General features: G+C 63.9%; 14 protein-coding genes. 4 read left to right on the forward strand and 10 right to left on the reverse strand.

Annotation, left to right across the window (positions count from 1 at the left end; genetic code table 11):
• The first annotated feature begins 59 nt into the window (after positions 1 to 59).
• Positions 60 to 959, forward strand: coding sequence for an AraC family transcriptional regulator (locus tag HX613_RS00575; RefSeq protein WP_235343537.1), 900 nt, complete (start codon positions 60 to 62; stop codon positions 957 to 959).
• Positions 960 to 1046: 87 nt separating this feature from the next.
• On the opposite strand, the gene HX613_RS00580 is transcribed toward HX613_RS00575, so the two are convergent.
• The 3 genes from HX613_RS00580 to HX613_RS00590 all read right to left on the reverse strand — a co-directional run bounded on the left by HX613_RS00580 (position 1047) and on the right by HX613_RS00590 (position 4709).
• Positions 1047 to 2234, reverse strand: a complete 1188-nt coding sequence (locus HX613_RS00580; RefSeq protein ID WP_235343538.1) for an aminotransferase-like domain-containing protein — start codon at positions 2232 to 2234, stop codon at positions 1047 to 1049.
• Between the two features lie 187 nt (positions 2235 to 2421).
• Positions 2422 to 3660, reverse strand: a complete 1239-nt coding sequence (locus HX613_RS00585) for a hypothetical protein (RefSeq protein WP_235343539.1) — start codon at positions 3658 to 3660, stop codon at positions 2422 to 2424.
• A 104-nt stretch (positions 3661 to 3764) separates the two neighbouring features.
• Positions 3765 to 4709 carry an EamA family transporter gene (locus HX613_RS00590; protein WP_235343540.1) on the reverse strand — a complete coding sequence of 315 codons (945 nt, stop codon included), beginning with the start codon at positions 4707 to 4709 and terminating at the stop codon, positions 3765 to 3767.
• Between the two features lie 90 nt (positions 4710 to 4799).
• Between HX613_RS00590 and HX613_RS00595 the strand changes: the two genes are divergently transcribed.
• Positions 4800 to 5687, forward strand: coding sequence for a LysR family transcriptional regulator (locus HX613_RS00595; RefSeq protein WP_235343541.1), 888 nt, complete (start codon positions 4800 to 4802; stop codon positions 5685 to 5687).
• 31 nt (positions 5688 to 5718) lie between these two features.
• On the opposite strand, the gene HX613_RS00600 is transcribed toward HX613_RS00595, so the two are convergent.
• From HX613_RS00600 to HX613_RS00610, 3 genes are all read right to left on the reverse strand, one after another.
• Entirely contained in the window at positions 5719 to 6582 is an 864-nt protein-coding gene (locus HX613_RS00600; RefSeq protein ID WP_235343542.1) for a hypothetical protein, read from the reverse strand.
• The gene (locus HX613_RS00605; RefSeq protein ID WP_235343543.1) at positions 6579 to 7148 is read right to left on the reverse strand and encodes a hypothetical protein; all 570 of its coding nucleotides are present in this window, start codon (positions 7146 to 7148) and stop codon (positions 6579 to 6581) included. The genes HX613_RS00600 and HX613_RS00605 overlap by 4 nt, the downstream gene beginning before the upstream one ends.
• A 139-nt stretch (positions 7149 to 7287) precedes the next feature.
• Positions 7288 to 8103, reverse strand: coding sequence for a hypothetical protein (locus HX613_RS00610; RefSeq protein WP_235343544.1), 816 nt, complete (start codon positions 8101 to 8103; stop codon positions 7288 to 7290).
• 128 nt (positions 8104 to 8231) lie between these two features.
• On the opposite strand from HX613_RS00610, the gene HX613_RS00615 reads away from it, so the two are divergent.
• Entirely contained in the window at positions 8232 to 8459 is a 228-nt protein-coding gene (locus tag HX613_RS00615) for a DUF3073 domain-containing protein (protein ID WP_009881540.1), read from the forward strand.
• A 139-nt stretch (positions 8460 to 8598) separates the two neighbouring features.
• On the opposite strand, the gene purM is transcribed toward HX613_RS00615, so the two are convergent.
• The 3 genes from purM to HX613_RS00630 are packed head-to-tail and all read right to left on the reverse strand — an operon-like array spanning position 8599 to position 11607.
• Positions 8599 to 9693: a phosphoribosylformylglycinamidine cyclo-ligase gene (gene purM, locus HX613_RS00620; RefSeq protein WP_235343545.1), complete on the reverse strand. Its 1095-nt coding sequence runs from the start codon at positions 9691 to 9693 to the stop codon at positions 8599 to 8601.
• A 1-nt stretch (position 9694) separates the two neighbouring features.
• A complete protein-coding gene (gene purF, locus HX613_RS00625; RefSeq protein ID WP_235343546.1) occupies positions 9695 to 11176 on the reverse strand; it encodes an amidophosphoribosyltransferase in 1482 nt (493 codons plus the stop codon).
• 44 nt (positions 11177 to 11220) lie between these two features.
• Positions 11221 to 11607: a hypothetical protein gene (locus HX613_RS00630; protein ID WP_235343547.1), complete on the reverse strand. Its 387-nt coding sequence runs from the start codon at positions 11605 to 11607 to the stop codon at positions 11221 to 11223.
• Between the two features lie 160 nt (positions 11608 to 11767).
• Between HX613_RS00630 and HX613_RS00635 the strand changes: the two genes are divergently transcribed.
• Complete coding sequence (locus HX613_RS00635) at positions 11768 to 12745, forward strand: universal stress protein (RefSeq protein WP_235343548.1); 978 nt, start codon at positions 11768 to 11770, stop codon at positions 12743 to 12745.
• 149 nt (positions 12746 to 12894) lie between these two features.
• Here HX613_RS00635 and HX613_RS00640 read toward each other — a convergent pair whose 3' ends face one another.
• A complete protein-coding gene (locus HX613_RS00640; protein ID WP_235343549.1) occupies positions 12895 to 13848 on the reverse strand; it encodes an EamA family transporter in 954 nt (317 codons plus the stop codon).
• Between the last annotated feature and the right edge of the window lie 29 nt (positions 13849 to 13877).

Raw genomic sequence — 13877 nt, forward strand, 5'->3', positions numbered from 1 at the left:
AGATTGTCGGGCGGTGTACACCGCCTGCGCGGAACCATTGATGAGTGAAGGGAGACACCGTGATCGCTGAACTCAATACGCTCATCGACCTCATCGAGTCGGACCTCGCCGATACCGGCAGCACTGTCGGAGTCGAAGGGGTTTCGCATCTCGACATCGAATCGTTGGCACGGACACTCGGCACGAGCGAATACCATCTGCGGCGCATGTTCTCGTCCCTGGCGGGGATGTCGCTGTCGGAATACGTTCGACGTCGCCGGATGACCGTGGCTGCCGCCGATGTGGCGGCCGGCCGTGGCCTGTTGGGCATCGCGGTCCGCTTCGGATACGGATCGGCTGAGGCCTTCGGGCGAGCGTTCCACTCAGTCCACGGTGTGAGCCCATCAGCGGTTCGGCGCGACGGTGGCCCCCTTCGCAGTCAATCAACCATCAGGTTCCGCCTGACGATCGAAGGGAGTTCTTCCATGGACACTCGAATCACCGACAAACCGGCATTCTCACTCATCGGCCACGCCAAGCGCGTGCCCCTCATCCACGAGGGAGAGAACCCGCACATCCGCGAGCACATCGAATCTCTGCCTGCGGATGAGCACGCTCGCCTCAAATGCCTCAGCGACGCAGAGCCCACCGGACTGCTTCAGGTCACAGCCGATGTCGACCCGGACTACCGGGAAGGCACCGAGCTAACCTACCTGCACGGCGTCGCGGTCGGGACACCCGCTTCGGCACCTGAGGACCTCGACGTCATCGACGTTGAGGCGGGAACTTGGGCGGTCTTCACCACTGCCGGCCGCTTTCCCGAAGCACTGCAGACGACCTGGTCGGCGACGGCAGCTGAGTGGTTTCCGTCGAATCCGTGGCAGCTGCGGCCCGGGCCCTCGATCGTTGCGATCATCGACCGGGCAGCGGACTTCAGCACGGCCACCACCGAGCTCTGGCTGCCGATCGAACGCGCGTGACACGATGCTTGTGCGTCCCTGCGGGGACGCACAGGCGTCACCACTGCCCAGTCTCAGCAGCGTCCGCCGTCACCTCGTGCTTCTCGCTCAGATGTGTTCGTTGAGGATCGCGCCCAACCGGGTCAGGGCATCGACCATCTCATCATCGGACTGGCCCGAGTAGCTGAACCGGGCATAGTTGCTGCGTTGTTCGGTGGGGAAGAACGACCCGCCGGGCACGTAGGCGACTCGCGCTTCGGGCAGGGCATGCTCAGCCATGAATGCAGTCGTGTCGAAGCCTTCGGGGAAGGTCACCCAGGTGAAGAGCCCGCCTTCGGGCCTGGTCACGGTCACCTCGGCGGGGAAATGGTCGGTCATCGTCGATACCATGAGGTCGCGCTTGGCGCGGTAGACCCCACGCATCGCTGAGATGTGGGCGTCGATGTCGAAGGTGTCGAGGAACCGTGTAACCGCTGTCATGTTCAACGTGCTCGACTGGGTGTCGGCGGCGAGCTTGAGCAGACCGAGCTTGTCGAGGATCTCCGGTGCCGCGCTCACCCAGCCCAGCCGCACTCCGGGGGCGAGGATCTTCGAGAAGCTGCCGAGGTGGATGACCCGATGCTCGGTGTCGAGTGAGGTCAGGGTCGGCTGCGCTTCGCCCTCGAAGCGCAGCTCACGGTAGGGCGAATCCTCAAGCACGAGAACGTCGTATTCGTTGGCCAGCTCGATGATGCGCTTCCGGCGTTCGAGGCTGAGGCTGACACCGGTCGGGTTCTGGAAGTCGGGGATGACGTAGATGAACTTGATGTTCTCGGTCGTGGCCAGGGTCGTCTCAAGGGCGTCGACGTCCATACCCTCGGAGTCCATGTCAACGGCGGCGTACTCGGGCTGGCAGGAGTTGAAGGCGATGAGAGCACCGAGGAAGGTCGGGTTCTCCGTGATGATGACATCGCCCGGGTTGATGAGCAGCTTCGCCACCAGGTCCAGGCCCTGCTGGGCGCCCTGGAGGATGAGAACATCATCAGCATCCGTCGCCGAACCCGCGCTCGACATGCGTTCGGCGATCTGCGCCCGCAATCCGGGCAGTCCCGCCGAGACGGTGTACTGCAGTGCGGTCGCACCCTCCTTGCTCAGGATCCCGGTGTAGATCTGCTGGAGTTCGGCCGCGGGGAAGAGTGCGGCATCCGGGTACCCGCCGCCGAAAGAGGTGATGGAAGGATCGTCACCGTATTTGAGCAGCTCACGGATGGCGGACGGCTGAACGCGAGCGATGCGATCGGCGAACTTCGATGACACTGTTTCTCCTTTGAATACTCAGCTATGAGCACTGGCGACATGCGGGTGCTGACGGTACGGACACCACCGGTGATCCGCTGAGCATACAGCCGAATCATGGTGCTCGGGTGTGGTGTCCGTGGAGCACTTCACAGCGCTCAGATCATAGTTCGGTGCGTTCGCGCGGGGACGTTTCTGCTCGCCGACTTCACTGTGTCGGCGTTTGCTGCCACGCATCTGCATCGTTGTCGTAGACCCACTCGACCACCTCGGTGACAGTATCGACCACGTCATTCAGCCAGAACGTCATATCCGGGTGCCAGCCCGCCATGAGGCTCGCGGTGCGCTCATCGGTGTTCCCGATCGTGGGCAGGGTCGGTGAAGCTTCCACGAGACTGTGATCTCCGACTTCTACGACGGAGCCTGCGGTGCGCAGGTACCCGGCCAAACTCACGTGCACCCCATCGAAGTCCTCGGCCACTCGTGACCAGTCGGGGATCACCCACCGGCCTTTGCGCCCGGTCGTCTCGAACCAGACATAACGGCGTTGAGCAGTGACGTCGAGCGGAAAGCGCCGACACAGCTGCGCCCAGTCCTCGGGCCAGCGGATCTCAGCGATGCGGGCCTCCGGGCGCAGGCGCAGGCGGCAGGCCCGCGCGCGTTCGAGCCCGAAATCGTCTTCGACCAGTTCGACCCCGATCAGGGTCTGGCCCGGCCAGGTTGATGTTGAGGTCCAGAGCCCATCGGGCGGGGTCGACCACCATTCGCCGCTGAGCTCGTCATTGGGGTCATTGGCCAAGTTGTGACGGTACTGGGTTTCCGTGGTGAGGACGTGGCCGAGCCACTCATCAAGGCCCCATGGCAGTTTGACTCCGTCCCCGTCCGCAGGTGAGAAGAGATCGGCGAGCGAGATCGCGGGCCGGCTCTCTGCTTGGTTGATCGGGCCTGTCGGGTGCGTGAACATCGCTGGCAGGCCGCCGCGATGTTCCTCATCGTCCCAGGCCAGAGCCCATTGGTTCTCCGTGTCGAGGGGCCGGGACCACGCGTCGAGCAGACCGGTGCCGATGAGCACCTCTGCGAAGGGTCGCAGGGCCTCACGCATCTTGGGTTCAGCGGCGATATGATCAGCGCCGTGCGGAGGCTGCCAGTACACGGCACCTCCGATCACTTCAGCCATGGCGTGCTCGAGCTCGGCCTGGTTCGGGTTCGAGGGTGTGACGAATCGCAGCTTCTCGGCGACGCCGCCGGCCGTCACAGCGCCGGATTGCGGTTCCGAGTCACCCTCGCCGGGGTACATCGCCACCGCGGCCCCCTTCGCCTCGTCGGCAAGATCGCCGGCCATGAAGACAGCACTGCGGAACTCGTCCAAGGCACGCGCCGACGCTGTGAGGGCCTGGCCTTCGCCATCGAATTCGTCCTCACGCCCGCTCAAGGCCAGTCGGAACACGAGCGAGCGTCCCGCGGGGACGCCAAGAGATCCTCAGCAGTGAGCGGGCGGTCATGCGACATAGTCATGGGCACAACACTAGTTCGGTGTCAGGGACCGCGCCGTCAGGACGTCCCCGCGGGGACGTCGGCCACGTCTTCGACGTCTGTGGGCACCACCTCGGCGAGGATCTTCGGCCCCTTCGCAGCGCGCATGCCTGCTCCGAGGACGCCGATGATGACGAGGACGGCTCCGCACATCTCCGCCACAGACACCGTCTCGCCGAGCACGAACCAAGCGGCACTCATACCGACGATGGGAACGAGCATCGAGAACGGTGCGACGACTCCAGCGGGGTTGCGCGACATCAGCCACGACCAGATGCCGGAGCCGAGGATGGTGGCGATGACAACGGTGTAGGCGAGCCCGGCGAGGCCCAGCCATCCGGTGGGAGTCACGAGCGTCGTCAGCGACTGCCCGATGGTGGCTGGCCCCTCGACGACCAACGCAAGAAGGAGCATCGGCACGGGCGGAACCACCGACATCCACATCGTGAACTTCACCGGCTCGACCGAGTGCGCCTGACGGTTGCAGATGTTGCCGATCGCCCACCCCAGCCCGCCGGCCAGTGTGAGCAGGAACGGCAGGAAGCTCGCGCTCGAGTCCAGTCTCTGCCAGCCCACGACGCCGAGCCCGGCCATGGCCACGATGAGGAACGCCATCTGCGATCCGCGGACCCGCTCTCGCAGGAACGTCATTCCCAGCAGCACCGTGAACGGCCCCGAAGCCTGGAGCACGAGGGAGGCCAGACCCGCAGGCATCCCCGCCGCCATCGCCCAGTAGAGGAACAGGAACTGGAGGAGCCCGAAGCCGAGTCCGTAGCCCACGATCCAGCGGAACTTCACGTCCGGTTTCGGGATGAACAGCAGCGCCGGAATGGCCAGCACGGCGAAACGCAGGGCGACGAGGAAGAAGGGTGGGAACTGTTCGAGCGAGAAATCGATCGCCAGAAAGTTCAGCCCCCACATCACGGCCACCGAGGCGGCGAGCAAACAGTGTTTGAATGACATGACTTCATTCTCGAGTCGCCAGACAGTTAACACAATCGAAATGTTCTACATACACCTTGTAGCTGGGCTTCACTCTTGTAGCATTGGCACATGGACCCCAGGCATCTTGAGCTGCTGCGCCGGCTCGACGAACTCGGCAGCGTGACCGCCGTGGCCAGGGCGACGTATCGCACACCTTCGGCGATATCGCAGCAACTCAAACAGGCCACACGGGAACTCGGACACACCCTCGTCGACCCCGAGGGCCGCGGACTGAAGCTGACCAGCGCGGGCAGACTGCTGGCGGCAGGTGGCAAGGACGTGGCCTCAGCAATCTCCCGCGTGCAGGCCGACTGGGAGGACTACCTCGGCGATCCCTCCGGTGAAGTTCGGATTGCCGGGCTGCCCAGCGCTCTGGCCTACCTTGTGCCTTCTGCATTGCGACAGCTGCGGGAGACGAGCCCGAGGATCACCCTGCGCACCGTCGATGTGGATCTGGCCGAGCACGAGTTCGCGGGTCTGACCTCCGACGTCGACATCGTCATCGCCCACAGCCTGATCTCCGAACGTCCGGCCGGGACCGAAGGGCTGAGCATCGAGTGCCTTGCGACCGAACCCATCGACGTCGCGGTCGCGAACGCCCATCCCCTGGCTAGCCGGGACCAGCTGAGACCTAAGGACCTCGTCGACGCTCAGTGGATCGGCGTTCCCCACGGATTCCCATTCGCCACTATCTTGTCGTCGATCGAACACGTCACAGGACGTGAGCTCGAGGTCACCCAGCGCATCCGGGACAACCGACTCATCGAGGCGATCGTGGCCTCGAGCGACCAGGTCGCCCTGCTGCCGCGATTCACGACCCCGAAAGACGCCGGGCTCACGCTCCTCCCGCTGACAGGGATCGCAACCACACGTTGGGTCGTGGCGGTCATGGCTCCCGATACGGCCGAGCGCGCAGCCGTCAAACGTGTACTGGACGCCCTGCGCCGGGACGCTTAGCGGCCGGGGCCCTCAGCAAGTGGCGAGAGGCTCAAGCAGTCGCGGCGAACCGCTTCGGGATCAGCTTCTCCAGGGGCAGGAACGCCGCCCAGCAGATGACCGTCGGCAGGAAGTGGATGCCCAGGGCGATGTAGGTCATAAGGTGGAAGAGCATGAAGAAAATGACGGCACCATAGAGCCATCTGCCCTTGAGGAACAGCACGATCGGTGAGAGGAACTCGAACACCAGAGTCGCCCACTGTCCGGCGATGAGCAGGCCCGGCATCTCGAGGAACGGCTTCGACCATTCGGCCCCGCGGCGCATCAGGGCCCAGATGATCACGGCTCCGTTGGCCCAGTGGGTGATGTTTCCTGAGGCGATCCACTTCATCACCACCGAATAGAAGTAGGTGAGGACGACGGAGATCTGCACGACTCGCAGCGCCCATCCTGCCTTCGCCGAGGTGGTCCCGACCTCCCTGAACCGTGCGACTCCGACAGTCGGCAGCACCACGACGGCGATGACGAGCGCCATGTGATCGTGGGCGACATAGCCATAGCCCTGGGTATAGAACATCCACAGCCCGAAGGTGATCGCGACAATCCAGCCGCTGATTCGCTGGAGGACGCCGGCGGCAGCCATGAGAGCGAAGACGATGATCGCGGCGAGCAGGATCTGCGCACCGAGGACGCTGACCGGTGGGATGTGGAGGAATCTGGCCAGCCACAGCGGTTTGTAGAGGTCGGGAGTCCAGCCGTGCGGGATGACGTCGGCGGAGATCGTGAGCACGTCGATGATGACGAAGATGTAGACGATGACGCGGAAGACTGCGACGCGGGCCAGAGAGATCTGGGGCGTGAACCAGGCGATGATCTGATTGCCGACCTTCGCCTCGGCGGTGGTGGAATTGCTCACTGCACCTCCCAGGTCGCTAGGATCTTGTGTTCGGGTTCGCCGACGCTGCGGCCGTTCTCCAACTGGGTCACGGTGCGGCAGAGGATCATCTGCTCCGGTTTCGGCTCGTCCGGATGGAGGCGCTCAAAGGAGTCGGCCATGGTCTGCAGAAGTTCCGGGTTGGCGATGACCCGATCGAGCTGGGATTCGATGTCCCCGCGTTCGATCCCGACGGTGTCCGTGTTGAAGCCGAGTCGGCGTGGTTCGTCCTCACCGGGGAACTGCGCTTCGATGCACGTCGCGTTCACCGTGCCGTTGAGGTCCTTGGCGGTCGCGTACTGAGTGAGTGACCCGAGCGGGAAGAAGTCGTTGGTGTTGAGGAACTGTCCGCAGGTGAGAATGACGAGGGCCATGGCGGTTGCTCCGAGACGCCATACGATCGACCACGTCGTCATCGGCTTCGGCTTCGCGGCAGTCGCAGTCGCAGACTCGGCGGCGGTCGTTGGTTCGTCGGCGGTCGTTGACTCCTCAGCGGACCCCGACGGCGGTTTCCTGTTCGTCACAAGTCGACGCTTCTTCTCATCCATGCGCTGTGTGGTTCATTCTCTCGACGCCGCGGGTACGCAGACTATAGTAGCCGCCACCCCGCCTTCCCCAACTACCTGGCGGCGGCCCAGATACCTCGCGCGAGGTATCTGGGCCGCCGCCAGGTAGTTGGAGGGTGGGTCAGGAGCTGCGCGCGTAGAGATTGAGCTGTTCCCACATCGCCGCGTACTTCTGGAAGGATGCGACAGCGGTTTCAGGATCGTCGTTGCTCAGCGCGGTCACCCACGAATCGACGAGCTCCGGTGCCTCGTTGGGCCAGAGCACATCGCTCATCCCGCCCAGGTCGAGTTCGAGCACGGAGTTCATGTCGAAGCCGTCGACCCACTGCGCCAGAATCGATGTCTGCTCGACCATGTCGACGACCTTGGACTTATCGGCCACGGTCTCCGCTGCCCATTCCATCCTCGCCGAGGCTGCCAGAATGTCCGTACGGATGAGCACTCTCAGCCCGGCATCGGTTTCATTCGTGATGATCTGGTCTTCGCTCAGCGAGAAGAACAGCCACCATGACGGCGGCACATCCCACGCCGCGACGCGTGTGAAGACGCGAGTATCCTTTGTGTCCTGGAGCCACTCGGCGCGACGACTGGCCGCACGCCTGCGCGTCGACTTCGGAGCGATGATGTCCAGCGTCGCCTTCGAGGTGTGCTCACTCAATGCCTCGAGTGCCTCCCACCCGCGAATGTCCTCCTGGGCGGGGCAGTACCGATCCACGCCGTCCGAAGTCTGAGACGCCGGGAGGAAGATCGGAGTGTTGCGAAAGGACTCGGCCACAGGGCTCGGCGGCAGTGAGATCAAGCGCTGATCCGCGTCTTCGGAGATCTGCTCCTCAACACGAGAACGGTTGTCTTCCACCTGCTCGTCTTGCAATACGGAATGAACCACGGTGGGCTCGAAGATCCGCAGAGAGACAACATAATCGCGACTGTAGGACATGGGTTCACCCTATCCAAGGTCGGGCTTCAAAATGGAACTTCCCACTACGAACAGGTAGGATTTAAGCGCATAGCAGAGATCTAGTCCGGGGCGCTTCGCCCCAAATGACGACGGAGGGGGTCACGCCAGTGGGTCGCGGCCGCGCAAAGGCAAAGCAGATCAAGGTAGCCCGGAAGCTGAAATACTACAGCCCGGACACCGACCTGAATAGACTCCAGCAGGAACTGGGTTCCGAGTCGCAGGCGTCCGGTTCGTCAGATCCGTACGACAACGAGCCGGACTATTCGGATTACGCCGACAAGTACAACGTCGACGATGACGACGAAGAAGACGACTATACACAGCGCGAATCTTGACCGATCAGCACTGATGTGATCGGCGCTCAGATACGGGAGCATCGGATTCGATCAAGCGAGAAGGCGGAGGCTGCGGCCTCCGCCTTCTGCTTTGCCTGATTGCTGCATGGGACAACCTCAGGCTTACGCCCACACAACCTCAGGCGAGGATTGCGGCTCCGCCGTCGACGCCCTTGGCGCCCTGGACGTAGTCGAGTTCGGAGGCCAGTGAACCGTCGTCGACCCTGACATCACCGAGCACCCATGAGCCTGGGGAGGCTGCGAGCACACTGTCAACGGACTCAGCAGAGGCCACGAGGACCATGCCGACGCCGAGGTTCCAGGTCCGTTCACGGTCTTCCTGCGGGACTCCGCCCAGATCGCCGAGGGTGGAGAAGACCGGAGGGATCTCCCACGAAGCTCGGGACATCTTCGCCACGAGGCCCTTCGGCAGCACACGCGCCACATTGGCAGACAGTCCCCCGCCGGTGACATGCGAGACCGCATGCACGGCATCGGGCAGAGAAGAGAAGAGGGCGTTGAGTTCGCCGGTGTAGACATGGGTGGGGACGAGGAGCTCTTCACCCAGGGTGCGGCCGAATTCCGGCACGTTGCGATCCAGACCCCAACCCGCCTCGGCGATGATGTGCCTGACCAGGGAGTACCCGTTCGAGTGGATGCCAGAGGATGGCATCCCGATGAGCACGTCACCGGCGGAGACCTTCTCAGGTCCCAGCAGTTTGGAGGCCTCGACGACACCTGTGGCGGCACCGGCGACATCGTAGTCATCGACCCCGAGCAGGCCCGGGTGTTCGGCGGTCTCCCCGCCGACGAGGGCGACATCGGCACTGGCACACGCCTCGGCGATGCCCCGGACGATGTCCGCGATGCGCTCGGCCACGACCTTGCCGCAGGCGATGTAGTCGGTCATAAACAGGGGCTTGGCACCGCACACGATGATGTCGTCGACGACCATGCCCACCAGGTCATATCCGATGGTGTCGTGCTTGTCGAGAGCCTGCGCGATCGCGACCTTCGTGCCGACGCCGTCGGTCGATGAGGCCAGCAGCGGCCGTTCGAAGTCCTTGAGCACTGAGACGTCGAAGAGTCCGGCGAAACCGCCGACTTCGCCGACGACATTCGCGTTGTGTGTGGCGCCGACCGCGGACTTCATCAGTTCGACGGCGCGGTCACCGGCCTCGACGTCGACGCCGGCAGCGGCATAGGTGGTGGACTTAGCTGGATCGGTGCTCAACTCAACATCCTTTGTCGGCGGGGGTGTTGTTGACGGGAATCGGGTAATCGCCTGAGAAGCAGGCGGTGCACAGCTGGCTGCGCTCCTGCTGGGTGGCCTCGACCATCCCGTCGAGGGAGATGTATCCCAGGGAATCGGCGCCGAGGTTGTCGCGGATTTCGTCCATATTCAGGCCGTTGGCGATGAGCTCGGCCCGGGTCGCGAAGTCGATGCCGTAGAAGCAGGGCCACTTGACCGGTGGAGAGGAGATGCGCACATGGATCTCCTTCGCTCCGGCTTCGCGGAGCATTCGCACGAGCGCGCGCTGGGTGTTGCCGCGCACGATCGAGTCGTCGACGACGACGAGGCGTTTGCCCTCGATGTTCTCACGCAGCGGGTTGAGTTTGAGTCGGATGCCGCGCTGTCGCAGGGTGTCAGAGGGCTGGATGAATGTGCGGCCGACATAGGCGTTCTTCATCAGTCCCTGGCCGAAGGGTATGCCTGAGCGTTCGGCATAGCCGACGGCGGCCGGTGTTCCCGATTCGGGGGTGGCGATGACGAGATCGGCGTCGACGGGGAACTCGTCGGCCAGCTGGCGGCCCATCTGAGTCCTGGCCGCATGCACGGTCTTGCCGTTGAGCACGCTGTCGGGCCGGGCCAAGTACACGTACTCGAATACGCAGCGAGCCTGGTCCTGTTCGGCGAAGCGGAAGGAGCGCAGACCGTCTTCGTCGATGGCGATGAGTTCGCCCGGTTCGACGTCGCGCACGAAGGAGGCACCGACGATGTCGAGAGCCGAGGTCTCGGAGGCCACGACCCAGCCGTTCTCCATCCGACCCAGCGACAGCGGCCGCACACCGTGACGATCACGGGCGGCGTAGAGGGTGTTTTCGTCCATGAAGGCCAGGGAGAATGCACCTTCGACCTTGGGCAGGAGATTGAGCGCGGCCTCGGTGAGGTTCTCGCCCTCTTCGGTGGCGAAGAGCTCGGTGACCAGGGAGGTGTCATTGGAGGAGTCGCGGAAGGGCCTGGTCCGGCTGACCTTCTTCGTCGCGTCCTTGACGACCTGGTCGGCGTCGTCACGACGGCCATCGGCCAGAGCTTCGAGCTCATCGAAGTTCGTCAGATTGCCGTTGTGCGCCAGTGCCACTGTCCCGAACGGGGTGGGTCCCAGCGTGGGCTGGGCATTCTCGAACGAGGGTGAGCCCGTCGTCGAATACCGCGTATGCCCGAGCGCGATGTGTCCCTGCAGAAGTTCGAGATCCCGCTCATGGAAGACCTGCGAGACCAAGCCCATGTCGCGGTAGATCAGGATCTGCTTGCCGTTGCTGGCAGCGATGCCCGCAGACTCCTGTCCGCGGTGCTGCAGAGCGTAGAGCCCGAAGTAGGTGAGTTTGGCTATTTCCTCGCCCGGCGCCCAGACTCCGAATACTCCACAAGCATCCTGAGGTCCGCGGTCCAGGGGGTCGATTTCGTGCGTTAGTTGCCCGTCTCCTCTTGCCACGTGAAAGATTGTCTCACATCGGTGAGCTCTGCTTCACAAGTGGATCAGACTCCGGAACTCGGGGCTTCGTTTCGGAGCTCGTCCTCGGCATCGGGATCTTCGCCGTTGGCTTCGGCGATGCGACGACGCGCGATCTCCTTCGGATCATCGACCATGTCGATCTCCGCGTCGACTCGGTACTTACGTGACTTCCTCCGACCCATCCAGTCGAGGAGCACTGCCAGCAGGCCGCCGAGGAACAGTCCGCCCACGGCGAGGACGAGCAGCAGCAGCCCCGCTCCCTTGGCCACTGTGTAGCCGGTGGGCATCGCTTCGGGATCGACGAAGAGCGTGAGCACACCCGCGACGAGTACGCCGAGGATCGCGCCGAGTCCCATGAATACCGAGTACTTGGGGCTGCGACGAACGGCGACGTCGATCTGGTCCTTCATGATCTCCTTGGGCAGCAGTGTCGGTGGCGGGTCGATGGTGCCCGCATTTCACGTCGCGGACAGTCTAGTCGAGAACTCCTTCGCCGACTCCCAGGCAGTTATGCGGCCGATCCCATAAGGTGGAGGAAGACACAGTAGGGCTTCTCACATAGGGGTGGACATGTCTCAAACGATCATCGTCGGAGTGGACGGCTCCGCCAACAGTCAATGCGCACTGCAGTGGGCGATCAGACACGCTCAGCTGACCTCTTCCGAGATTCGCCTCGTGGCGGCGTACACCGTTCCCGGCGTCAATATGACCCAAGCGGACATCGTCTACCCGGCCGATTTCGATGCGGAGGTCAAGAGGTCGGTGCAGAAGCTCGTCGACGACAGCGCACGAACCGTCACCGATGCCTCGGTGCCGGTGTCGACCGTGGTCTTCCCGGGAGATGCTTCTGGGGCGTTGGTCGACAACTCGAAGAATGCCGATCTCGCGGTCATCGGCGCCCGCGGTCGCGGTGGGTTCGCCGGCCGCCTGCTGGGGTCCGTGGCCTTGGCGATGCCCGCGCACGCTCATTGCCCCACCGTGGTCATCCCCAGCACCTGGCCCCAACGCCCGATGCCGGAGCGACCCCTGCCGATCGACCTTCCTGTGCGCTCCTCCGACGCGCAGACGACAACCGTCGAATCCGGCGACAGGCGCCCCGACTTCACCGGTGAGATCGTCGCCGCGATCGATCCGTTCGAGACCGATGGGCCGGTCCTGCGTGAGGCCGCACTGCAGGCTCGGATCTATGATCTGCCGCTGCACCTGGTCGGCATCACCGCTGCCCACGTGCTCTCGCCGGAATGGATGCCCAGCGAAACGCACCTCGAGAAGATGTACGACGAAGCCGTGACCTCGCGAGAAGAAGCCGCGCAGTCCCTCCACGAGGAGTTCCCCGAGGTTGACGTTCGCTGGTCGATCTTCGATGCCCCCGCCACCGAGGTGCTCATCAGCGCCACCTACACCGCCGAACTCATGATCATCGGCTCCCGCGGCCGCGGCGGTTTCGTGTCAACGATCCTCGGGTCGACTTCCCAGGCCGTCCTCTCACACGCTGTGTGCCCGACCCGAGTGGTGCGCGTGCTCCGTCGGAAGGCGAAGAAGCGCTGAAGCTGCGCCGGTGCTCCGCCTTCATGACCGCGCCGGTGCTCCGCCTTCATGACCGCTTGGTGAAAGTGCTGAAGTAGGGCACAAGTGCTCAACGTCTGCACTTTTACCCAGCGGTGGCTCGGAGTGGGAATCTCGCCGGGATGGGAGCCTCACCCGAGGGCGATGAGGCCGATGCCGGCGACGACGACCACCGCGCCGGTCAGCTTCATGCCGATGTTCTTCTCCCCGAAGAACCACCAGGCCAGCAGTGTGCCGACGATGATCGAGGTCTCGCGCACGGGAGCCACAAGGGACACCGGTGCCTGCTGCATGGCGTAGAGGACGAGCAGGTACGCCAGCGGGGAGAGGATGGCGACGGTGAGCAGGGCCCGTTTGTGCCCGGCCAGAATCGATGTGAAGTCCGCGCGACGTCCTGCACCTCCAGGGATCGTCACGATGCCCACGGCCATGATGGTCGCGACGCAGATTTCGGAGAGGGCGAAGTAGAGCAGCGGTGAGTCGGTGATGTGGTTGACGGAGAAGTCGTCCCACAGGGTGTACGAGGCGATGAAGGTTCCGATCAGTGCGCCCCAGGCCAGACCACGACCCACGCCGTGGCTGCTCATCCCGTGACCTCTGCTCATCCCGTGACCTCTGCTCTTCCCGTAACCTCCGTTCGTCGTCCGGCCTCCGCCCACCCGCCTCGGGTGCACGGTCACGACCGCAATGCCGGCGAGGACGATGAAGGCGCCGATGGTCTCCGGTGCTGTGGGTCGCTCGCCCAGGAACAGCACGGCGATGATGATCGTGATGATCGGCCCGACCCCGCGCGCTGTGGGATAGACGACGCCCAACGGGGCATGGTCATAGCCGGACTGCAGGGACACCGAGTAGGCGATGTGGAAGACCGCGCTGAGAGCGGCGGCACCCAGCAGGCCCAGACTGAACGCATGTGTTCCGGAGACGAGCAGCCAGATCGCGATCGGGGCCAGCAGGATCGCCGACAGTCCGTGATAGGCCAGCACGAAGGCGTAGCCCTTGCCCGACACCGACTTCGCCGCGATGTTCCACAGGGCATGGGCGACTGAGGCGAAGAGCACCAGCCCGAGGACGGCAGGAGTCATCGACGACCGTATCCAGTCCGCTGCACTGC

It is taken from the genome of Brevibacterium sp. UCMA 11754 (assembly GCF_021532275.1).
Taxonomy (GTDB): domain Bacteria; phylum Actinomycetota; class Actinomycetes; order Actinomycetales; family Brevibacteriaceae; genus Brevibacterium.

Coding starts and splice junctions, on each gene's coding strand:
- HX613_RS00610 (WP_235343544.1), bottom strand. CDS start 8,103: ATGTCCTACAGTCGCGATTATGTTGTCTCTCTGCGGATCTTCGAGCCC.
- HX613_RS00635 (WP_235343548.1), top strand. CDS start 11,768: ATGTCTCAAACGATCATCGTCGGAGTGGACGGCTCCGCCAACAGTCAA.
- HX613_RS00630 (WP_235343547.1), bottom strand. CDS start 11,607: ATGAAGGACCAGATCGACGTCGCCGTTCGTCGCAGCCCCAAGTACTCG.
- HX613_RS00590 (WP_235343540.1), bottom strand. CDS start 4,709: ATGTCATTCAAACACTGTTTGCTCGCCGCCTCGGTGGCCGTGATGTGG.
- HX613_RS00605 (WP_235343543.1), bottom strand. CDS start 7,148: ATGGATGAGAAGAAGCGTCGACTTGTGACGAACAGGAAACCGCCGTCG.
- HX613_RS00640 (WP_235343549.1), bottom strand. CDS start 13,848: ATGACTCCTGCCGTCCTCGGGCTGGTGCTCTTCGCCTCAGTCGCCCAT.
- HX613_RS00595 (WP_235343541.1), top strand. CDS start 4,800: ATGGACCCCAGGCATCTTGAGCTGCTGCGCCGGCTCGACGAACTCGGC.